Origin of the sequence: Bradyrhizobium denitrificans, from assembly GCF_013179005.1 — a bacterium.
Taxonomy (GTDB): domain Bacteria; phylum Pseudomonadota; class Alphaproteobacteria; order Rhizobiales; family Xanthobacteraceae; genus Bradyrhizobium; species Bradyrhizobium denitrificans.
Genome location: NZ_JABFDP010000016.1, coordinates 1 through 21,851 on the forward strand (window position 1 = coordinate 1; position 21,851 = coordinate 21,851).

The 21,851-nt window shown below is 64.3% G+C and carries 17 protein-coding genes and 1 pseudogene; 7 read left to right on the forward strand and 11 right to left on the reverse strand.

The features are described from left to right. Positions 1–495: 495 nt before the first annotated feature. On the reverse strand, positions 496–1,197 hold the full coding sequence (gene ctrA, locus HL671_RS18455; RefSeq protein WP_012046382.1) for a response regulator transcription factor CtrA: 702 nt from the start codon (positions 1,195–1,197) through the stop codon (positions 496–498). Positions 1,198–1,584: 387 nt separating this feature from the next. Between ctrA and fliI the strand changes: the two genes are divergently transcribed. From fliI to HL671_RS18475, 4 genes are all read left to right on the forward strand, one after another. After that, positions 1,585–2,907: a flagellar protein export ATPase FliI gene (fliI, locus tag HL671_RS18460; RefSeq protein WP_012046381.1), complete on the forward strand. Its 1,323-nt coding sequence runs from the start codon at positions 1,585–1,587 to the stop codon at positions 2,905–2,907. Positions 2,908–3,016: 109 nt separating this feature from the next. After that, on the forward strand, positions 3,017–3,436 hold the full coding sequence (gene fliJ, locus HL671_RS18465) for a flagellar export protein FliJ (RefSeq protein ID WP_008960735.1): 420 nt from the start codon (positions 3,017–3,019) through the stop codon (positions 3,434–3,436). Positions 3,437–3,591: 155 nt separating this feature from the next. Then, positions 3,592–4,140: a sigma-70 family RNA polymerase sigma factor gene (locus tag HL671_RS18470; RefSeq protein ID WP_012046380.1), complete on the forward strand. Its 549-nt coding sequence runs from the start codon at positions 3,592–3,594 to the stop codon at positions 4,138–4,140. A gap of 75 nt (positions 4,141–4,215) precedes the next feature. After that, positions 4,216–5,175, forward strand: a complete 960-nt coding sequence (locus tag HL671_RS18475; protein WP_172237343.1) for an anti-sigma factor — start codon at positions 4,216–4,218, stop codon at positions 5,173–5,175. A 127-nt stretch (positions 5,176–5,302) separates the two neighbouring features. On the opposite strand, the gene HL671_RS18480 is transcribed toward HL671_RS18475, so the two are convergent. From HL671_RS18480 to HL671_RS18495, 4 genes and pseudogenes are all read right to left on the reverse strand, one after another. Then, on the reverse strand, positions 5,303–5,503 hold the full coding sequence (locus HL671_RS18480) for a hypothetical protein (protein ID WP_012046378.1): 201 nt from the start codon (positions 5,501–5,503) through the stop codon (positions 5,303–5,305). A 369-nt stretch (positions 5,504–5,872) separates the two neighbouring features. Beyond that, positions 5,873–7,999: a flagellar biosynthesis protein FlhA gene (gene flhA, locus HL671_RS18485; RefSeq protein ID WP_041750980.1), complete on the reverse strand. Its 2,127-nt coding sequence runs from the start codon at positions 7,997–7,999 to the stop codon at positions 5,873–5,875. Positions 8,000–9,118: 1,119 nt separating this feature from the next. Next, positions 9,119–9,308: pseudogene (locus HL671_RS18490) on the reverse strand (transposase); the annotation flags it as partial. Positions 9,309–9,403: 95 nt separating this feature from the next. After that, the gene (locus tag HL671_RS18495; RefSeq protein WP_172237346.1) at positions 9,404–10,933 is read right to left on the reverse strand and encodes a toll/interleukin-1 receptor domain-containing protein; all 1,530 of its coding nucleotides are present in this window, start codon (positions 10,931–10,933) and stop codon (positions 9,404–9,406) included. Positions 10,934–11,468: 535 nt separating this feature from the next. Between HL671_RS18495 and HL671_RS18500 the strand changes: the two genes are divergently transcribed. The 3 genes from HL671_RS18500 to maiA all read left to right on the forward strand — a co-directional run bounded on the left by HL671_RS18500 (position 11,469) and on the right by maiA (position 14,064). Next, positions 11,469–12,470: a dimethylarginine dimethylaminohydrolase family protein gene (locus HL671_RS18500; RefSeq protein ID WP_172237349.1), complete on the forward strand. Its 1,002-nt coding sequence runs from the start codon at positions 11,469–11,471 to the stop codon at positions 12,468–12,470. 365 nt (positions 12,471–12,835) lie between these two features. Next, positions 12,836–13,339: a cytochrome family protein gene (locus HL671_RS18505; protein ID WP_172237351.1), complete on the forward strand. Its 504-nt coding sequence runs from the start codon at positions 12,836–12,838 to the stop codon at positions 13,337–13,339. A gap of 53 nt (positions 13,340–13,392) precedes the next feature. Then, on the forward strand, positions 13,393–14,064 hold the full coding sequence (maiA, locus tag HL671_RS18510) for a maleylacetoacetate isomerase (RefSeq protein ID WP_172237354.1): 672 nt from the start codon (positions 13,393–13,395) through the stop codon (positions 14,062–14,064). Positions 14,065–14,078: 14 nt separating this feature from the next. On the opposite strand, the gene HL671_RS18515 is transcribed toward maiA, so the two are convergent. The 6 genes from HL671_RS18515 to HL671_RS18540 form a co-directional block, all read right to left on the reverse strand. Further along, on the reverse strand, positions 14,079–15,242 hold the full coding sequence (locus tag HL671_RS18515; RefSeq protein WP_012046373.1) for a TAXI family TRAP transporter solute-binding subunit: 1,164 nt from the start codon (positions 15,240–15,242) through the stop codon (positions 14,079–14,081). A 346-nt stretch (positions 15,243–15,588) separates the two neighbouring features. Beyond that, positions 15,589–17,811 carry a tetratricopeptide repeat protein gene (locus HL671_RS18520; protein WP_172237357.1) on the reverse strand — a complete coding sequence of 741 codons (2,223 nt, stop codon included), beginning with the start codon at positions 17,809–17,811 and terminating at the stop codon, positions 15,589–15,591. Between the two features lie 322 nt (positions 17,812–18,133). After that, positions 18,134–18,430, reverse strand: coding sequence for a copper-binding protein (locus tag HL671_RS18525; protein ID WP_172237360.1), 297 nt, complete (start codon positions 18,428–18,430; stop codon positions 18,134–18,136). A 144-nt stretch (positions 18,431–18,574) separates the two neighbouring features. Next, positions 18,575–19,036, reverse strand: coding sequence for a cupredoxin domain-containing protein (locus tag HL671_RS18530; RefSeq protein ID WP_172237363.1), 462 nt, complete (start codon positions 19,034–19,036; stop codon positions 18,575–18,577). 32 nt (positions 19,037–19,068) lie between these two features. Further along, positions 19,069–20,409, reverse strand: coding sequence for a multicopper oxidase family protein (locus HL671_RS18535; RefSeq protein WP_172237366.1), 1,341 nt, complete (start codon positions 20,407–20,409; stop codon positions 19,069–19,071). A gap of 13 nt (positions 20,410–20,422) precedes the next feature. After that, on the reverse strand, positions 20,423–21,850 hold the full coding sequence (locus HL671_RS18540; protein ID WP_012046368.1) for a TolC family protein: 1,428 nt from the start codon (positions 21,848–21,850) through the stop codon (positions 20,423–20,425). Position 21,851: the final 1 nt, after the last annotated feature.

Here is a 21,851-nt window from a genome sequence, read left to right on the forward strand (position 1 = left end):
TGGAAGGGGTCAGTAGAGCGGTGATCTCGCACGATCCAATGTGGCCGGAAGATCAGAGCAATCTGAACCCTCGCCTCGGACCGAGGGGTGAGGCGCTGCGAGATCGCGAGGGTTTGTCCGCATGGTCCGTACAAGGCGCATCCGCAGATGTCGTGTGAGCTTCTCGAGTTGAACGCTGCGGCAAGCGTCATTGCGAGCGCGGTGATGCAATCCAAGGGACGGGGTGGGACTCTGGATTGCTTCGTCGCTTCGCTCCTCGCAATGACGGAGATTGGAGCAGCCGGTCGTGCTTCGCGACCGGGATCGCGCTGGGGGCCTGGCGGTGGGGCGCAATTCCTCAGGAGAGGCAAGTGCGGCGTTCGCGATGTAGAAACTCGTGCGCGACTTCCTTCGCCTCGATCCGCCACCCCCGACAAACAAAAACCCCGCCATTTGCGGCGGGGCTCAGTCTGGGAGGAGCAAGCCGTGAGGCTCGCCGGAGGACCCAGTGAAAGCTCAGGCGGGGATGCGTTCGTCCATGTCGTGGGGCTCGCGCAGCACGTAGCCGCGGCCCCAGACGGTCTCGATGAAGTTGCGGCCTTCGGAGGCGTTGGCGAGCTTCTTGCGCAGCTTGCAAATGAAGACGTCGATGATCTTCAGCTCGGGCTCGTCCATGCCGCCATAGAGATGGTTGAGGAACATCTCCTTGGTGAGGGTGGTGCCCTTGCGGAGCGAGAGCAGCTCCAGCATCTGATATTCCTTGCCGGTCAGATGCACGCGCTGGCCACCGACTTCCACCGTCTTGGTGTCCAGGTTGACGACGAGGTCGCCGGTCTGGATGACCGATTGGGCGTGGCCCTTGGAGCGGCGCACGATCGCATGGATGCGGGCGATCAGCTCGTCCTTGTGGAACGGCTTGGTCATGTAGTCGTCGGCGCCGAAGCCGAGACCTTTGACCTTGTCCTCGATGCCGGCGAGGCCGGACAGGATGAGGATCGGCGTCTTGATCTTCGAGACGCGCAGCTGCTTGAGCACGTCGTAACCGGACATGTCGGGCAGATTGAGGTCGAGAAGGATAATGTCGTAATCGTACAACTTACCGAGGTCGACGCCTTCTTCGCCGAGGTCAGTCGTGTAGACGTTGAAGCTCTCAGACTTCAACATCAGCTCGATCGACTGCGCGACGGCGCTGTCATCCTCAATCAGCAAAACGCGCATGCCAGTTCCCCATAGTCGCCGCTCCGGGCGTCAGGTCGGCCGCCATCGCGGCACTCAAAACGCCTTTGAACAACTGATTCGGATCCTGACGAGAGATGGTTAACAAATCCTGATTCACATCCGCAAGCTCAAACCGTGCAATTTTTGTCGAATCGCCGTAAGGTGTTGCGAAGAAGCAGTTTTTCTCAGCCGCCCTCGTTCAAGCTCCATGTTAAGAGACGGACCTAACCGACTCTCGTTCCTCACCGCTTTTGAGGGCGGAAAGGCGCGCTGCGTCAGTCACTCCAGACCATGACGCAATGATTAATGATGCGAGTAAACACAGAGTTAAACCGCACAACCGAATCTGCCCTTACTTAAGGTTTTCGCAATGAAGGCGCTTTCGTGATGAAGGCACTGGCCGAGCAGATCAGCGACATCGACGCGGTGAACACCTATGGCCGTGTCGTCGGCGTGAAGGGGTTGATGGTGGAAATCGCCGGTCCGATTCATGCGATGTCGGTCGGCGCCCGCATCGTGATCGAGACCGGCAATAATGTCATCCCCGCCGAAGTGATCGGCTTCTCCGGCAAGAACGCGGTGGTGATGCCGTTCGCGGGACTCGAGGGCGTGCGGCGCGGCTGCCGTGCGGTCATCGCCAATGCCGCAAACCAGGTGCGGCCATCACCGGCCTGGCTTGGGCGCGTCATCAATGCGATGGGCGAGCCGATCGACGGCAAAGGGCCGCTGCCGCAAGGCGCGGCGCCGGTTCCCTACCGCAACAATCCGCCGCCGGCGCATTCGCGCAAACGCGTCGGTTCGCCGCTCGATCTCGGCGTCCGTGCCCTGAACACCTTTCTGACGTGTTGTCGTGGCCAGCGACTCGGCATCTTCGCCGGTTCGGGCGTCGGCAAGTCGGTGCTGCTGTCGATGCTGGCGCGCAATGTCGATGCCGCGGTCTCGGTGATCGGCCTGATCGGCGAGCGCGGCCGCGAGGTGCAGGAGTTCCTGCAGGATGATCTCGGCGAAGAGGGCCTTGCACGCTCGGTCGTCGTGGTGGCCACCTCCGACGAGCCGGCGCTGATGCGCCGGCAGGCGGCGTATCTGACGCTCGCAATCTCCGAATATTTTCGCGACGAGGGTAAGGATGTTCTCTGCCTGATGGACTCGGTGACGCGCTTCGCGATGGCGCAGCGTGAGATCGGCCTGTCGGCCGGCGAGCCGCCGACCGCGAAGGGCTATACGCCCACCGTGTTTACCGAGTTGCCGAAACTGCTCGAGCGTGCCGGGCCCGGCAGCGGCGAGGGAACCATCACCGGAATCTTCACGGTGCTGGTCGATGGCGACGACCACAATGAGCCGGTCGCGGACGCGGTGCGCGGTATTCTCGACGGTCACGTCGTGATGCAGCGTTCGATCGCCGAACGCGGCCGCTATCCGGCGATCAACATCCTGAAATCGGTGTCGCGCACGATGCCGAAATCGGCCGACCCCGTATTCTTGCCGACCATCATGCGGGCGCGCCAGGTGATGGCGACCTACGCCGACATGGAGGAGCTGATCCGGCTCGGCGCCTATCGCGCCGGCTCGAGTCCCGAGGTTGACGAGGCCATCCGGCTGCACGAGCCGCTGGAAGCCTTCCTGCGCCAGCGCAAGGACGAGGTCTGCGGCCTGGCCCAGGGGTATCGGGAGCTGGAACAGATCCTTGGACGCTTGGAAACGGAAAGCTAACTTTGTCGCGTAATCATCCCCCGCATGTAACGAGCCTAGTCGGCGGGCCCAGGAAGGGCGGCCGGCCCTGTCCCGCGCCGTATACGGGACTTCTGGGGAGTATGAGTCGATGAAGTCGCGCGAAACGCTGATCCGTCTGAAAAAGTTTCAGGTGGATGAGAAACGCCGCCGGGTGACGCAGATCGAGGGCATGATCGCTGATTTCCAGCGCATGTCGGCCGAACTCGAGCGGGAAATTCAGACCGAGCAGGAGCGGGCCGGCATCAACGACCCGACCCATTTTGCCTATCCGACCTATGCCAAGGCCGCGATCCAGCGCCGCGAGAACCTGACGCGCTCCGCTGACGAGCTGCGCGCCCAGCTCGAGGACGCCAAGGCCGCGTTGTCCGAGGCATTCGAGGAAATGAAGAAGGTCGAGTTGCTCGACGAGCGTGACCAGGCCCGCGAAAAGGCCGAGGAGAGCGCCCGCGAGCAGGCCGACATGGACAGTATCGGCCTGATGCGCGCCCGGCTCGGCGTCATCGCCTGAGCCGGAGCGCCCCACGGCCTTTGCTTTCGAAAACCCGGGCCCGCAAGGTCCGGGTTTTTCGTCGCGCCCACCTTGGGTGGAGCACGGTGCGCGAGTCGTGCTACGGGAGGGCGGGGCTCGAACGAGGGAGTGGGGCCGATTTTCGGGGACGCTGAATGCTGACGCCGGCAGAGCTGGTCTGGTTGCTTGCCGCAGTCGCCAAGGGGGATGAGGCCGCGTTCGAGCGCCTCTACGCGGCAACGCGCGCGAAACTCTATGGCGTCGTGCTCCGTATCTTGCACCGACAGGACCTCGCCGAGGAGGTCGTCCAGGAGACCTACGTCAAGGTTTGGAATAATGCCGCCCAGTTCAACCCGGCGGTGTCTTCCCCGATCACCTGGATGGCCGCCATCGCTCGCAACCGGGCCATCGATCTGGTGCGCAAGCGGGGCGAGCTGTCTTTGGAGGACGAGCCGTCCGCGTTCGAGGTCGCTGCCGAGACGCCGGATCCGCTGGCGCGGCGCGAAATGTCGGAGGAGCTGAAGCGGCTATTGGAATGTGTCGGCCGGCTCGAGCCGGACCGTCAGAAGCTCGTGCTGCTGGCCTATTATAACGGCTGGAGCCGTGAGCAACTGGCGACCAAGTTCGAGGCGCCGGTGAATACGGTCAAGACCTGGCTGCGGCGGAGCATGATGGACATTCGCCAATGCCTCGGTCTCGGTTGAGGCGTGGTTTGGACTGAGCGTTTGATGCGAGAGACGCTGCAAGAGACCTTGTAGGTGATCTGACCTGGACCTGTGATGGCGTATAGCGAAGACCATATCGCGCTGGCGGCGGAATATGCGCTCGGCACCCTCGACGCCGCCGAGCGCGCCCAGGTCGAGACCATGATGGCGGTCGACAGCGATTTTGCCGCGGTCGTGCAGGCCTGGGAATTCCGGCTGAGTGCGCTCAACCAGATGGTCGGACTGGTCGAGCCGCGCCCCGAACTGTGGGAGCGCATCAAGGCCGAGATCGCGCGCGCGGCGCCGGTCGCCCAGGTCTCCCCCACGACTGCAGCTGTCGTGGCGGCGCCGGTCGCGATCGTGCCGGATGCTCCCCCGGTTTTGGCTGCGGATGGTCCGGCCGTCACGGCGGCCGAGGACGACACTGCCACGGGCAAGACGACCGAGCTCAAGGCCGAACGGAGCGAGGCCGTTGCAGCCGACAACACTAATGTCATTCAGCTCTCGTCCAAGGTCCGGCAGTTGCGCATCGTCGCCAATGTCATGACGGCGGTTGCCGCGATGCTGCTCGCGCTGCTCGGGGTGCAGATCTACCGGCCGGAGCTGTTGCCGCCACCGCTGCAGCCGAAGGCGCGGGTTCAGACCGCGGAGGTCAAGGTGCCGGCTGGAGCGCAGCCTTCGGCCCAGTTCGTTGCGCTGTTGCAGAAGGATGCGGCCTCGCCGGCCTTCATCCTGAGCGTCGATGCCGGCAGCAAGACCTACACGGTCCGCCGGGTTGGTGCGGCGCCTGAGCCGGGCAAGAGCTTCGAGCTCTGGATCGTCTCGGACAAGCTGCAGAAGCCGCGCTCCCTCGGTGTAATCGGCGGCAGCGACTTCACCAGCCGGCCCGTTCTGTCGGCCTATGATGCCGACACGGTCAGTCGCGCCACCTACGCCGTGTCGGTGGAGCCGGAGGGGGGGTCGCCGACCGGGCAGGCCACCGGGCCGATCGTCTTTACCGGCAAGCTGATCGAGACGGTGCCGCCGTCACGCTGAACCGCGGCAAAAAGAAAACGCCCGTGGGGAGCGGGCGTTTTCGGTAGTCGACTTGGGGTTGGGTCTACTACATATCCACGCGGCCAGTTGGGGGCTGTGAGAACCGCGTGAATTCCGGAAATTCCAATCAACGAACCAGCGATGTCTCCGAGCTCGTCACCGCCACCGGCTTGCCGGCTTTCATGACTTTTGCGGTCTGCGTATAGCCCGGCTCCGCATTAAGGCGAGCCGAGATGCCGAGGCCGGCCACCGCGATGCCAGCCACCAGTGCAACCACCACGATCTTGAGGTGGGTTGTCCGATCCGCGCTGTAAATCGAGTGGTTCATGGAAGCCTCCTGCCGCCTTCCGTCCTCTATCGATTCGTGTGAGCCGGGCTCGTTCCGGTTCATCGTCTCGACTCTAAGAACGTAGGAAACCTCGATTCCGTTTCGTAGGTGACATCACAAGTGTGTGAAAAGTCGTGATGGCCTGCGATCGGTATGCGCGGAAGGATGAATATTTATTTATTTCCAATGCCTTGTGATGTTTCTGGTCTGTTCTGAAGTTCGGGCAACCTAACGGAAAAGAAAGAAATCGTTTGCCTGTGGCGATAAAGCACAGCTCCGGCCTGCCCAGAAAAAGGGCGGAACCGGCGATGGCGCGCCGGCCTCCCATCTCAACGAGCGGCGGAGTCGCGGGTTCCGCCGCGTCCGTCCTCACACGCTTCCGACCGTCTTGAGCCGCGCGCGGGGATGAATTTCGGCCTGCGACAGCACGGTGGTCTGCGCCCGGAAGCGTTCGACCAGCGAGCGGACGAACGGCCGGATCGCGGCCGAGGTGACCAGCACCGGTGACTCGCCCTCGCGCGCGGCCCGCTCGAACGCATCGCGCGTCGCGGTCATGAACTCGGAGAGCTTCGACGGCTGCATCGCCAGGCTGCGCTCCTCGCCCTGGCCGATCAGCGATTCCGCAAACGCCTGCTCCCATTTCGGCGACAGCGCGATCAGCGGCAGGTAGCCCATCGGCGAGGTGTTCTGGGCGCAGATCTGGCGGGCGAGGCGGGCGCGCACATGCTCGACGATGGTGGCCGGATTGCGCGAGAACGCCAGCGCATCGGCGATGCCTTCGAGGATGGTCGAGAGGTCGCGGATCGAGATCCGCTCCGACAGCAGCAATTGCAGCACGCGCTGGATGCCGGAGATCGTGATCTGGGTCGGCACGATGTCCTTGACCAGCTCGCTCTGTTCCTTCGGCAGCTCCTTCAGAAGCTTCTGCACCTCGCCATAGGACAGCAGGTCGCTCATATTGGCCTTGAGCAGCTCGGTCAGGTGGGTCGAGAGCACGGTCGCCGCGTCCACCACCGTGTAGCCCTTCAAGGTCGCTTCTTCCTTCAGGCCGGCGTCGACCCATGTGGCGGGCAGTCCGAAGGTCGGCTCGGTGGTGTGGATGCCGGGCACCGCGACCTGGTTGCCGCCGGGGTCCATGACCATGAACTGGTTCGGCCAGATCTTGCCGGAGCCGGCGTCGACCTCCTTGATCTTGATGATGTAGGTGTTGGCCTCGAGCTGGACGTTGTCGAGGATGCGCACCGACGGCATCACGAAGCCCATTTCGATCGCGAGCGACCGCCGCAGCGCCTTGATCTGGTCGGTCAGCCGGTCGGTGCCGTCGGGGCCGTTGACCAGCGGCAGCAGCGCATAGCCAAGTTCGATCTTGAGGTCGTCGATCTTCAGCGCGTTCGCGATCGGCTCCTCGGCCGCCGCGGCGGTGGCGGCTGCGGCGGGCGCCGCCGCCTCCGCGGCCTCGACCGCCTTGGCGACGTCCTTCTGCCTGCGCGCCTTGATGGCGAGCGCGGCGGCGCCGCCGCCCAGTGCGAGGAACGGTAGGGTCGGAATGCCCGGCAGCAGCGCCAGCACCAGCATGACGGCGGCGGACAGGCCGAGGGCCTGCGGATAGCCGGAGAACTGCTGCATCAGCGCCTTGTCGGCCGCGCCGCTGACGCCGGCCTTGGACACCAGGAGGCCCGCGGCCGTCGACACGATCAGCGCCGGCACCTGGGTGACGAGGCCGTCGCCGACCGTCAGCACCGTGTAGGAGCGGGCGGCGTCGCCGAACGACATGCCCTGCTGGGCGACGCCGATGATGATGCCGCCGATGATGTTGATGAACACGACGAGCAGGCCGGCGACGGCGTCGCCGCGGACGAATTTCGAGGCACCGTCCATCGCGCCGAAGAAGCCGCTTTCGTCCTCGAGCTCCTTGCGCCGCATCTTGGCGACCTTCTCGTCGATCAGGCCGGCGGAGAGGTCGGCGTCGATCGCCATCTGCTTGCCGGGCATCGAATCCAGGTGAAAGCGTGCCGCGACTTCGGCGATACGGCCCGAACCCTTGGTGATGACGACGAAGTTCACCGTCACCAGGATCGCGAACACGATGATGCCGATGACGAAATTGCCGCCCATCACGAACGAGCCGAACGCCTGGATGACGTGGCCGGCGGCGTCGGTGCCCTCATGGCCGTGGCTGAGGATCAGCCTTGTCGAGGCCAAGTTCAGCGACAGCCGCAGCATCGTCGAGATCAGCAGGATGGTCGGAAAGGACGAGAATTCCAGCGGCGCCTGGATGAAGAGGGCCGTCATCAGGATCAGGATCGACAGCGTGATCGAGATCGCCAGGAACAGGTCGAGCACGATCGCCGGCAGCGGCAGGATCAGCACCACCAGGATGGTGAGGATGCCGAGCGCTAGCGCGATGTCGCCGCGCAGGATCAGCGTCTTGAAATCGCCGAATGTGTAGCCCCCGGCCGGTGACCCGGCCCCCTGACCCGCCGTGACGTCGACCATGGCTTTCGCCCCTTCCCGTGAGCCGCGTTTCCCGGCCCCAAACGACTGCGCGGCGGCCACTGCGCCGCCGTTTCGAAATTGAGGTACCGCGCTGGCGTCCACGGAAGGTCTCCCCCGTCAACTGCACCCGACTGCGACACGCACATTTCACTCGGCAATTTTTGCCCGGTGTATGGTTAGCATTCGGTTAATGCGGGTTAACAAAGGGTTGCGGGGAGAAGGGATGGGGTGTTCCGCGGTGCTCCGATCCACCGCCCCAGCCCGAGCCTCGCCCTGCGAGACGCCCGCTTTCGGCGATCTTCTCAAGGGGAGGGGGGGCGCCGATTTCGCCGCTCGACCCTCGCCATGAGCACGCAGCGTGCAGCGCCGGGGCTGGCGCTAAATCCTCATGGTGAGGAGCGCCGCAGGCGCGTCTCGAACCGTGAGGCCCCTGCCGCGCCTGACAGCCGACGCGCACGATTGAATGTCTCTCCGCGGCCATGCGCCATCATCTCTCGCGGCGCATCGCGCCCGAGCTTTCGCATCAGGTTCGCCCTCATAACAAACGCCCTCATAACAAAGGAGGGCGCGGGGAAGGCCGGGCGCTGGCCGCGCCCGTGGCCCGCCTGCAGCAAAAAAAGCAGGCGGCAGTCACCACAGGTCTGGCCGGGCACGCCCGGCCTTCCCCGCGCGACGGTTGGAANGGCACGCCCGGCCTTCCCCGCGCGACGGTTGGAACGGCTTATACGTGGTCTCCCTGGTGCACCGGGCTTGTTGGCCACCATGCGCGACGGCGCGCTTGCGCACGCTCGCCGCGGGACACCAGCATCGGGGTGTCAGGACCGCACGACTTCGCCGTGCGCAACGAACCGTTCGTCGGCGCGACACAAAGCCACGCTGCGATTCCCTGCGCCCATCGCATCCCACCTCCCACGTCTCGTGACGGTCGCGACACGCCCCTCCGGCGGAAGCAGGATGGGAGAGATATACATGATTTCTGGAAAAAAGAAAGAGGTGTCTTGGAACTGGGACGATCAAAGGGGCAGCAAGATCCGGCGAGCCAAAGGCCGGCGGTCTCCGCGTAACTCGCAAAGCACGCACTGTGAAGCGGGCTGAAAGAGTATATGTCGCCTTGGCCGGCATGGCGTCCGCAGGCACCCGCTTCAACCGTCTGTTCTCGTCCTCCCGTCTCTTCAGCCGCTTGGCCTCCAAAACGTCCATCCCGCCAAACGTGGCTTCCACTTGCAAATGCCAGTGTCGCTCAAGCCTTGCTTGCAGCGCGGGCGAGCGACGGAGCACCAGCCTCGTGCTCCTTCGAAATCCCGATGATCTGCTCTTCCGTAAAGCAATCCTAGGAGAGATGAATTACGCGAGAGGTCTTTTGCTGCAGAGGACTTGCATGCAATGGATAAGTGCCGATACCTATCATCGTGCCGGCTCAGCGCTGACAGGTACTGCAGAAGAGTGTCCTCTCGTTCTCAATATCGGAAGCTGTATTTCGAGTTCGCGAAACATCATTGTCATAAATTTCTCGTTTTGCGGCAGAAGATCGTTCGAGAATCTTTCGATTGCATCAGCAACCTGGGGCTTGTTCACCTTCCGGTCAATCCAGCCCTTCAGTACAGCGGAGAGGGAATCATATGAATGCTTCCACACCACAAAGAAGTGTTCGATGATGGCGCCGTCTTCAGCCTTCATGAAGTTTTTCATACTTGTCTGGTCAGCAAGGCCGTATTCGCTCGCCTCGATCACCATCCGCTGAAGATAGGAATCGAGCGAGCGAACCTCGAGGTCAAACGCATTATCGGTCGCATTTACCGAGAACTGGTCGCGCAATTTCTGCCGCTCCTCCCCAAACTTGAACCAGAAGCGCGCTGCGAAGATCAGGCCGATAAGCGGAAACGACGTTTCGTCTCGCCCGGGAAATAGTCGCTCAAGCGTCGGAATGAGCGAGACATAGTAACGCCTGGTGCCGTTTCGAAAAACCTTGAACCGTCCAATGATCGGACGATAGGGCTTCAAATCCTCACCGATGAAGCTCAGCGGTGGAGGCTGAGTTACGCCTGCCTTTAATTGCGCCATGATTGAAGCTTCGACATACCTTATCCAGGGTACCACATTGCCGGCCCGCTTTGTCAGTATTTCGGTGAGGTCCTTCCAATCAAGGCCGTAGATGTCCTGATCCTTGAGTCGCTCTGGAACAGCGTTTGGAACGCCAAGCAGGCTGAAGGACGTTATGGTACCCAATACCCGCGAGGTCGGCGGAATGCCGGCCATAGTATCCCAATCTGTTACGGCAGGAAGAGTAATCGAAATGCGTTGGTGAAGCGGCCGCTCATCGACGACCTCATCGCCTTTGTTCGCGTAGAATGCCTGGATGATCTCGCGCGACTTTTTCTCGCTCTGGTCCTGTAGATGCGCTTTGCGGCGTTCCGCGTAAAGCTTGTAGCAAAGTGAAAACATAGCCTTCATTCGTGGCGCAAAGGCCTCGGATGTCCAGCCCTCAGCAGACTTGAGCAGCTTCTCGCCCGCGTCATAGCGGATCTGAACGCCTTGGAGTCCTGATAGAATTGTTGGAGGCTCTTTGGTGTCATAAATGCAGAACATCCTTCTCTTCATCCCGTCCGGCTCAGACGCGGTAAAGAGTCCGACTTCGAAACCGCAATAGTCGAAAACATGTTTTTGATCGCCAGTGTACACCGCGATGAAGATGTCGGCATTTTTAACGGCGAACGCGATTTCGGCTTTCCAGTCTCCTCCCAATTCGATTTGTTGGGCATCGAGAAATACTTCGAACGCGGCGTGGTCTATGGCCGCGATCTCTTGCCAGAGCGCTTGCGCGATGGGGAAATCATCATGAGAATAGCTAATAAAGACATTGATCTTGTCTATTTTTTTGCGTCGTTGCCTCGACGCTGCATTCTTCGCCTTTTTCGCTTTTGCGGGCTTGCCCATTGTCCGCCTCCGTATCGCATCTATCGCAGGCAGCTGATTTAAGAAAAAGCAACATCAGAAATGACCAATTATTTGCACGTTAAAATCGCATGTCAAACAGAATCGATTTAAGGGAGATGTCGCTCAGTTGTGTGAAAATACCGTCGGCAGCCTCAATCGTTTGGAGTTGTTGTTCTTGATTGCGAGTATTTCATCGAGAAGGAATGGCTAGCTGCTCCACATGTAATCCTCATGAGTCCGGACGACGCGCGCGGTCAGTCCGATCCCGTTCGTGCGCGACGGGGATTGGAGCGGCAACGGGTGTTGATTGAGGTGATAGTGCACACAAGCGACCGTTGTTCTGGTCATATGGACTACCGAAGCGACGCTATCCTTCCGAACAGGCCGGCCGAGGTCTCCTGGATTGAGTGGGCGGCGTGGGATCTAGACAACCGAGTTCGCGGTGTCTATTTGCCGTTGTCCGGCCAAGGCGCGTCACTGTTCTTGATGCTGTCGCCAGCAGCTGATCCGCGCGGACCTCTGCGTCGGAGGATCGATGATCTCGCTCGGAGCCGAAGCCATGGATGCGACACGTATCTTCGTGGACAGCGAGTTCGCACGCCTGCGCACGGTGGTGCTCGCCGAATGCGAGTTTCGCGCGCCCGACGCCATGCCGCTGCCGGCAGATCTGGCATTCCTTCCGCAACAGGCGAGCGCCGCAGGATCTCAAACGCCTGGCCGCAGCTTGGCTGAGAGCCATCCCGATGTGCAGCGCGCTTGGGAAGCCGAGCGCGAGGCGCTCGCGGCGGTGCTGCGCCGGCATCAGGTCGAGGTGCTGCGACCGCGGAAGTTGAACGCGGCGGAGAAGGCCTTTGCCGGCGCCAGGGGCTACGCCAACTTCTTCACGCGCGATCCGTTCTTTACCATCGGACCTTTCCTGATCGAAGGCTCGCTGCGCTTTGTGTATCGCCGCATCGAAGTCCTGCCCGCCCGCGACCTGATCTTTGACTGGGCGATGCGGACTGGCTGCCTCTATGTCGCAGTCCCGCAGCCGGCGATCGCCGACGACGATGACGGCGGCGCCGGCCCGTTCCTGGAGGGCGGCGACATTCTGATCCTGGGGCGTCACGTCTTTGTCGGGCAATCGGGGCTGGCATCGAACGACGCTGGCATCCGATGGTTGGCCAATCTGCTGCGCCCGATGGGCTATACCGTGGAAGGCGTCAGGTTGCGGCCCGACGTGCTCCATCTCGATTGTGCGCTCAGCCTGGTCCGGCCGGGTGTGATGGTCGTCTGCGAGGACGCCTTCCTCGACGGCGTGCCCTCGGCGCTTGCGAACTGGACCCGCATCGCTGTCGGTCTCGATGAGGTGGCCCAATTGGCCGTGAACGGCCTGCCGGTGACGTCCGACATCTATATCACCGATCCTGCTTTTGCAGCGGTTGGCGAGGCGCTCGCCCGACATGGCGTCGCGGTCGAATATGTCGACTTCGCCATCTCCCGATCGATGGGCGGCGGATTTCGCTGCAGCACGCAGCCGCTGCTGCGGGCCGATTGACGCAACGCGTCAATGAGGCCGGCGCTCCTTCGAGACAAATGCATCATCGATGGAGCTCAGTTCCTTTCAATCAAGCAGCAGCTCGTTGTCCATTACCGTCACCGTAATTCGCAGAGCAGCTTTCGCTTCGGCTGCGCATGCGTCCATCTACGACGGCTCGGCGTCAGAGCCCTACGACCGCGGTGTCTCGTGCTCCCCCCGCGCATCGCCGCGAGACGATCGTGCCGGCCGACAAACTGTGTCGTGATCATGCTGGCCGTGCGGCAGGCGGCATCAAGTTTTTCTGATGGTTGCGATCAGCAATCGCGATTGGCATCCCAGGCAGCTTCTTTTTAGAACGTTTCTAATTTGAAGGAGAAGCCAGGATGTATCCACCCCACCACCGCCTGCGGCTGACATTGACCGCAGTAACCCTCGCCGGACTTGCGATCGTCGCGACCGGCGTCGGCTTGCGCGCGGAGACGCCGCCGCCGTCACCGACCTATCTGCCGAGTGTCAGCGACCTGATGATCGCGACCATCCAGCCGCGCCACATCCGGCTGTGGATCGCCGCCCATAGCGGCAATTGGGCGTTCAGCGCCTATGAGCTCGGGAATCTCAAGGGCGCCTTGAACCGGGTCAGCCGTGCGCAGCCGCTGGTGGACGGCAATTCTTTCGCCGACATGACGACGGCGGTGACCCAACAGCCGTTCGAGGCGCTGGCGCAGGCGATCAAGCAGAAGGACATCGGTCGCTTCGAGCAGTCATATGCCGATCTCACGGCGGCCTGCAATTCCTGTCATCAGGCGCTGAACCGCGCCGCCGTCGTGATCAAGGTGCCACAAAGCGCGAGCGTTGCGGATCTGGACTTTGCGCCGGGCGCGGAGTGAGGCAAAGGAATTGAGCTCGGGCGCGCCGTCCGGTGGCGATGGGAGACGGCTTGATGAAGCTCTATTCGTTCTGGCGGTCGCTTGCGAGCTTCCGGGTGCGGATCGCGCTCAATCTGAAGGGCGTCGCCTACGAGCTCATCACGGTTGATGTCGACCGCCAGCAGCATCGGGAAGGCGCTTATGCGGCGGTCAATCCGCAGATGGCGCTGCCGTCGCTGGTGCTGGACGACGGCACGGTGCTCACGCAGTCGCTGGCGATCCTCGACTATCTCGACGAGGCCTGTCCCGGTCCGGCGCTGCTGCCGGCCGATCCCAAGGGGCGGGCGCGGGTGCGGGCGCTGGCGGCGATGATCGCGTGCGATGCGCATCCGCTGACGACGCCGCGGGTGCAGCGCTATCTCACCGAGGTGCTGCACCTCGACGATACGGCGCGCGCGGCCTGGCTCAGGTACTGGGCCGCGGAGATGCTCGGCGCGGTCGAGGCGCGGCTCGCGGGCGATGGCGCCACGGGGCGCTTCGCCCATGGCGATGCGCCGACCACCGCCGACATCTGCCTCGCCGGCCATGCGCTGTTCGCACGCAACCAGGGCCTCGATCTCGGCGGGGCGCCGACGGTGCAGCGCGTCGTCGAGGCCGCGATGGCGCTGCCCGCCTTCGCGGCCACGCATCCGCTGGCGCAGCCGGATACGCCGGAGTCGCTGCGGCGCGCGCCCACTTCATCGTAGTCCGAGCAACGGCGCTATCGCGCCGGCTGTCCGCCGCTTTGCTTCATCCAGTCCTGAAACTGCTCGAACAGCACCTTGGCCTCATCATTGCTCAGGCGCCGGCCGCCGGTCGCGGTTCTCGCGCTCATCCACTCGTCGAACTGCTGCTTGACCGCGGCGGCCTCGGCCTCGGGCGGGCGGCTGCTCGCGAGCAGCTCCTCGGCGGCGCGGAAGCGGGTCCAGCCGGGCAGCGAGGAGGCGAGGTTGATCTCGTTCCATTTCGGGTGGAAGGGCGGCTGCTTGAACTGGTCGAACCGTTTGAACAGATACTCCACGAAACGCGAGACGCGGCGATAGCGCTCGGTCTCCGGCGACCAGTTGTACACCGCCAGCACCTGCGGCACGCCGATCGTCTCGACGGTCTCGCCGGGCTTAAGCAGGTTGGGGTAGTCTTGCGAGGTCAGCTTGGTCGGCACGTAATAGTCCTGCAGGCTGCGCGCGAACGGAATCGGCAGGAAATGAAAGCCCGGCTCGGGCTTGAACTTGGCGAACAGGTCGGTCGGCTTGCCGGTCACATGCACCACGCCGGCGATCTCGCCGCTGCGCATCTTCTCCAGCGCCACCGAATTGTTGATGAACACCTTCTCGGCGTTGATCTTGAGCCGGTCGAACACGATGCCGCCGGTGAGGTTGGCCGCGCTGCCCACCGTGTTGAACGAGACCTTCTTGCCGGCGAGGTCCTCGAGCGTCTTGATCTCGGGCCGGACATAGACATGCATCTCGTTGATGTAGAACGAGCAGATGTAGCGGATGCGGTTCTTGATGTTGGCGAGCGTGCCGTTGCGGACGAACTCGTCGAGTACGTCGGCCGAAGTGATGGTGACGTCGACGCCGCGCAGATACAGCAGGTCCTCGATATTGCCGAGCGCACCATAGGTCACCATCGGCAGCACGCGCAGGTTCGGCCGATCGTCGAGCACCTTGGCCATCTCGGCGGCAAAGCGGATGTTGGTGCCTTCGAGCAGGCCGCCGGCAATGCCGACCGTCCATTCGTTGGACTCCTGCAGCTTGCCGCCTTCGCCGGCGGCGGCCGCCGTCGCCGATTTTGCCGGCTTCGCGGTCTGTGCGGCGGCGGGCAGCAGCGCAGTCGCCAGACTCAATCCCGCCGCAACGACGCAACTCAACCACGCGACCCGCATGCCCCAGATCCCCCATTGCCGGCCGCACGATGATCGCGGCACGGTCGTTGTTCTGGTCGATTATGTCGGGGTTCCGCGAAGGCCGTCTACTACTCGCCGGTTGGTCGCTATTTGGCCGAGACAGTGGCGGCACGTCGCCACTAAAAAGCCATCAACTTGAATGCGCCCTGGTTTCGCCAGTGAGAGGCATTGTTACATCGGGCCCGGCCAAAAGGGCACAGCGGGAACCATTACAGCTATCGGTTGTACCTCCGATACCCGAGAGGCTCCCGAAGACCCGGTGGGACGCATCGATGCGGTCTGCGAACGAACTCTCTGCCGTGCGCGGCAAGAGCCGCACGGCCGATCAGGTGCCGGCTTTGGCGCAATAGTCCCGCCAGAACTGCCGATAGCCCGCCTCGACGCAGCGCGTGTAGTGGGCGACGTCGCCGGCAGGCGAGCGTGCGACCTTGCCGGGCAGCTCGGTGCGCAGCTGTGCCAGCAGCTCGGGCTGCGCGGCAAATGTCTTGGCGATGCGGATGTAGCCGTCGTCATCGTCGGCGACCCAATCGGACAGGCCGGCCGCGGTCAGGATGCCGCCCGCCGCCCGCGAGGCCGCGCCGGCGCCAAGCTTGGCAACGACCGGCACGCCCATGTAGAGCGCCTCGAACGTCGAGATGCCGCCATTCTGCGGGAACGGATCGAGCGCGATGTCGATGCGGTCGAACGATCGCAGATGCTCGCTGCGCGCGCTGGCGCCGAGGCAGAGGATGCGCGATTCCTTAACGCCCTGCGTCACGAAGCGGCCGAGCAGGCCGTCGCGCACCAAGGGATCGTTGAGCGCGAGATGCTTGACGACGAGCTTGGCGTCCGGCACTTCGCCGAGCAGCCGCGCCCACAAGGCAATCGCCTCGTCGGAGATCTTGTCGATGCGATTGTAGACGCCGAAGGTGACGTGGCCGTTCTGCAGCATCGGCGGCGGCGATGGCGGAATGTCGAGCAAGGGATCGATCGTGATCACCGACGGCAGGTCATGCACGCGCTCGGCGAAGAGCGGCCGGACGTTTGCGGGCACCGTGACGGGATCGGCGAAGAAATAGTCCATGGTCGCAAGCCCCGTGCCGGTGCCGCTGCCCCAGGCGGTGACCTGGATCGGCGCCGGCTTGCGCGCGAACACCGGCATCCGCGTGCCCGTGGTGTAGCCGGAGAGATCGACCAGGATGTCGACGCCGTCCGCCTGGATGCGATCGGCGAGCTCGTCGTCGGAGAGGTTGGCCGCCTCGACCCAGACGTCGGCGATGGACTGGAAGGTCGCCGTCAAGTCGTCGTGGCGCGGCGAGGACGAGTAGCAATTGACCTGCACCTGCGTCTTGTCGTGCCCGCGCAGCACCGGCAGGAAGGCGAAGGCGGCCGAGTGCGTGCGGAAGTCGGCCGAGACGTAGCCGACGACGATGCGCCGCTCGGGATCGAGCGCGCGTGCGGCAAGCTTGCGGCGCGGGAATTTCGAGCCGACCGCCACCCACCAATAATAGCGCGCCGCCTGCTGGACCGCGAAGTCGGCGCCGGAGAGGAAGTCGAGATAGAAGATCTTCTTGGTGATGGCCTCGTCATAGTCCGGCTGCACCGCGAGCGCCTGATCGAAGCGCGCAATCGCGCCTTCGATGTCACCGAGCCGTCCCTGGCAGGCGCCGAGCAAGGTCAGCGCCACTTGGGCCGTCGGGTTCTGGTCGAGCACGCGCTTGCAGGCCGCCATCGCCTGGGCGATGTTGCCGTTGAGCATCGCGATTTGCGCCTTGCCCTGCCAGCCCACCTGCAGCCCGGGATCGAGGGCGACCGCGGCATCGAACTCGGCTTCGGCTTCGGCATTGCGCCCGCTCAGCATGAACAGCCGGCCGCGATGCGCCAGCAGCTCGGCATTGCTCGGCCGCACCGCGCGGGCCGTGTTGAAGGTCGCTTCCGCCAGCTCGAAATGATGCAGTTCGAGATGCGCGAGGCCCTTGTTGACCAGCGCTTCGAAATGCGCCGGGTTGAAACTCAAGGCGCGCTCGGCGCTGGCCGCAGCGGCGTCCCAGCGTCGCAGCATCAGCTCGGCGACACTGCGGTTGCACCAGGAATCGACATCGTCAGGCTTGAGCTGGAGGGCGCGGGTCGCGGCGTCGAGGGCGGCCTCGCCCTGTTTCAGCCGCAGCAGGGCGATCGCCAGATTCCGCCACGTGACCGGCGCGTTCGGCCGCAGCGCGAGCGATCGCTCCAGCGCGGCGCGCGCCTCCTCGTAGCGCTCGCAATTGACCAGTGCCCAGCCGAGATTGGACTGCGCATCGGCCGAATTGGGCTCCAGCGCGACCGCCTGGGTCAAGAAGCCGGTGGCCTCGACGAAACGCGAGCTGGTGACGAGCGAGACGCCGAGCAGATGCATGGCGTCGAAGCAGCTCGGCACCTCCTGCAGCAGCGCCGCGCAGATCGCCTGGGTCTCCGCTTGCCGTCCGGCGCGATAGGCCGTGTACGCCGCCGTCAGCTGCGTCTCGACCAGCTTCTTCTGCTTCTTCTCCTGCCGGGCCTTCTGGAAGGCGCGCGAACCAACGGTGCTCAAGGCTTTTCTCCGGGCGAACTGTGCGGTGGCGCGTTCGAACGGGCCTGGCGCCGCGCTCGGCGGAGCGCCCCGCCGGGGGCCGCAGGTTGGGCCGATTGCGCCGTCGTGCCGGCAGCCGCGACGGGCAGGGCTCGCCGGAGCGATGATCCGGCGGCCCGCCACGCGCAGCGCGACGCGGCAAAGCTTGCCCGCCTCATGGTTAGCAAAGCGTTAACGCGGCCGGCGGGGCGCGCGCGGAGGCGAGGAATGCCCGGTCAAGGGAGCAGCATCCTCGCCAAGCGGCCGCAGGGGCCAGGACTTTGACGGGCCAGCGTCGCTTGTCCTACTTGCCCTTCTCGATCTCGGTCACCGTGTAGCCGGACGGCTCCTCGATGGCCTCGAACTTGACCTTGTCGCCGGCCTTGAGGCCCTTGAGCATCGCGGCGTCCTTGACGCGGTAGACCATGGTCATGGCCTCGTCCATGCCGAGGCTCTTGGCCGGGCCGTGATGCAGGGTGATCTTGGCGTTGGCTTCGTCGACCTTCTTGACGTCGCCGCTGATGGCATCGGCGGCGAGGGCGGGGGTCAGAAGCGCGAGAGCAAGGGCGGCGGCGGTGCTGAGCTGAGTGAACGTCTTCATCGTGTCGTCTCTTCTGCTGGTCTTGGGTCTGAATGCGTAAGGCGGATCAGCGCAGCGTGATCCGCCGATGGGGCCGAGATCCGTGGCGATGGCGGGTCACGCTAACGCTGATCCGCCCTACGGCCTGGCGCGTGAGGCGCGCCGTCACTTGACGCTGACATGACCGGTCATGCCGTAGTCGCGATGGTCGGGGATCAGGCACGAATATTCGAACGTCCCGGTCTTGGTGAAGCGCCACAGCAGCTCGGTGGTCTTGCCCGGTGCGAGCCGGGCGCCGTTCGGTTCGGCGTGCTCCATGTGGGGATGCTTCTTCATGACGGCGGCGTGTTTCAGATTCTCCGTCTTGGTGGCGAGCAGGAATTCATGGTCCTCCTTGCCGTTGTTGCGCAGCATGAAGCGGATCTGCTCGCCGCGCTTCACGTCGATGCGCGCCGGGGTGAACTCCATCTCGGTCAAGAGCACCTCGACGGTGCGCGACGGCAGTTTGGGGTCACCCGGCTCGCCGGCCGAATAGCCCTGCGCGCCGTGCTGCTCGTGGCCGCGCGCCGGCGCGGCTGCGATCATCGCGGCGGCGATGGCGGCGCTGATCATGACGGGGGTCTTCATCTGTCTCTCCTGGGGATCATCTGGTCGGCTGGTCATGGACGGGTGGATTTCGGCGTTGCGGCTGCGGCGCTGCTGGCGCGCGGGACCGGCTCCGGCGCGCTCGCGACCTCATAGGCGATGCTGCCTTGCGGAAACTGATAAGGGCCGGGATCGCGATAATCGTCGCGCGCCAGGCCCTCGCGCACCTTGAGCGTGGTGAACATGCCGCCCATCTCGATCGGGCCGAACTGACCGGTGCCGGTCATCATCGGCAGCGTGTTGTCGGGCGCCGGCATCTCCATGGTGCCCATAGCCATGCCGGTATGGCCCATCACCATGCCCTCGGGCGCGAGCTTGCCGACGGCAGCGGCCAACTCCTTGCGCGACACGCCGATCAGGTTGCGCATGTCGTGGCCCATGGCGTTCATCGTGTGATGCGACTTGTGGCAGTGGAACGCCCAGTCGCCGGGATTGTCGGCCGTGAAATCGAGCACGCGCACAGCGCCGACCGGCACGTCGGTGGTGGTCTCCGGGAATTGCGCTGTTTCGGGCAGCCAGCCGCCGTCGGTGCCGATCACCTTGAATTTGTGGCCGTGCAGATGGATCGGATGGTTGGTCATGGTGAGATTGCCGATGCGGATGCGCACTTTGTCGCCGAGCCGCACCGGCAGCGGATCGATGCCGGGAAAGACGCGGGCGTTCCAGGTCCACATGTTGAAGTCGGTCATCTCATTGACCTTGGGCAGATAGCTGCCGGGCTCGATGCGATAGGTCGACATCACGAACACGAAGTCGCGGTCGACCGGCGGCGGCGCGGAGCCGCGCGGATGCACGACGATCATGCCCATCATGCCCATCGCCATCTGCACCATCTCGTCGGCATGCGGGTGATACATGAAGGTGCCGGCGTGCTTCATCTCGAACTCGTAGACGAAGGTCTTGCCCGGCTTGATGTGCGGCTGGGTCAGGCCGCCGACGCCGTCCATGCCGCAGGGCAGGATGACGCCGTGCCAGTGCACCGTGGTATATTCCGGCAGTTTGTTGGTGACGAAGATCCGCACCCTGTCGCCTTCGACCGCCTCGATGGTCGGGCCCGGCGACTGGCCGTTATAGCCCCACAGATGCGTGGTCATGCCGGGCGCGAATTCGCGCGTCACCGGCTCGGCGACGAGATGGAATTCCTTCCAGTCGCCGTTCATGCGGAACGGCAGCGACCAGCCGTTGAGCGTGACCACCGGCTGATAGTCCGGACCGGCGGACGGATTCAACGGCGGCTGCATCACGGCCTTATCCATGGTCGGTGCTTCGGGAATGGCGGCGGCCTGGACGCGGCCGGATACGGCGGAGGCGCCGGCCAGCGCCGCGGAGCCGAGCAGGGTTCGGCGTGACAACATCGGGGCTCTCCTGTCAGTCATTGGCGGGCACGAGCGCGCTCGCGGTCTGCTGTGCATTATCTTCGCCGCTCACGACGCCGCCGTTGATTGCGGCCGACAACTCGGCATCGGCGAGGAAGAAGTCTCTGACGGCATCGATCGCGGCGCGGCGCGAGGCCAGCCGCTGCCGCGCCTCGACCAGCAGTGCGAAGATGTCGACCTGCATGCTGGAATAGCGCAGCTGCATCTCCTCGCTGATGATCTGGCGCAGCGGCAGCACCTCGCGGGCATAATGGCCGGCGATGTCGTAAGCCGCGCGATAGCTGCGATAGGCATCGCGCGCCTCGGAACGCACCGTGACGGCGCGCTCGGTGAGGCGGTTGAAGGCGATGTTGTAGGTCTCGGCCGCCTGCCGCGCGCGGACCTCGCCGCCGTCGAAGACCGGAATCTGGAACTGCACATCATAGCCGCGCTCACGGATGACGCGGCCGTCGGGCTCGACGGTCTTGCGATCGAGGCCGGCAAGGTCGAGCAGCGTCACGAAGCGCGTCGCCTCGGTGAGCTGCAGCGAGGTCGCGAGTGCCGTGAGCTCCAGCCGGGCGATCTGCAGATCGATGCGATGCGCGACGGCGTCGCGCTCGACGAAGGGCTGGCTCAGCGGCCGCCGCGGCAGCGCGGGCAACCGATCCGGCAGCCGGAAACCCAGGTCGTCGCCCCACAGGCCCATCAGCCGGATCAGGCGCTCGCGCGCGCTTGCCGCCATGCGGCGGGCGGTGGCGAGCTCGGCCGTCGTCTCGGCATAGAACACCTGCTCGCGCGCCTGATCGAGCCGGTTGAGCGCGCCGGTCTCGCCGAGTTTCTGGGCGAGCTTCGCGGTGGCCTCCGCGGCCGATTGCGCCTCGCCGAGCAGCGCCACCAGCTCGTTCGCGGCCACCACGCGCACATGCGCGCGGCGGACGTCGGCGGCCAGCCGCAAGGTGGTGAGTGCAGCCTTCAACTGCGCCTGCCGGAAGCGCTCGCGCGCGATCTCCGAGCGCAGCGGCAAGGTGGCGAGCGCCAGAATGTCGCCGGCGACCTGCCGCTCGGCTTCCAGCGCGCCGTCGCCGCTGATGCGCATCAGCGAGAAGGTCGGGTTCGGCGGCAGGCTGGCCTCGATCGTATCAGCCTCGCTGAGCGCCAATTGATGATAGGCCGCCTGCAGCCCCTTGTTGTTGAACAGCGCGACCTGCACGGCGGCATCCGCCGACAGCGGCCGCGACAGCAGCCGGCGCGTGGCGTCGCGCAGGCGCGCGGCATCGTCATCGGTTCTGACCGAGGCGACCTCCTTGCCGGTGGTGCGGCCGGTGATGTCGGCCACGACGCCGAGGCCGCCGTCGGGCGAGAACGAGGCGCAGCCGGCAAGCCCAGATGCTGCGACGACCAGCGCCGCAACGCGCGGCGCGAGCTTGATGATCCCTTGCATC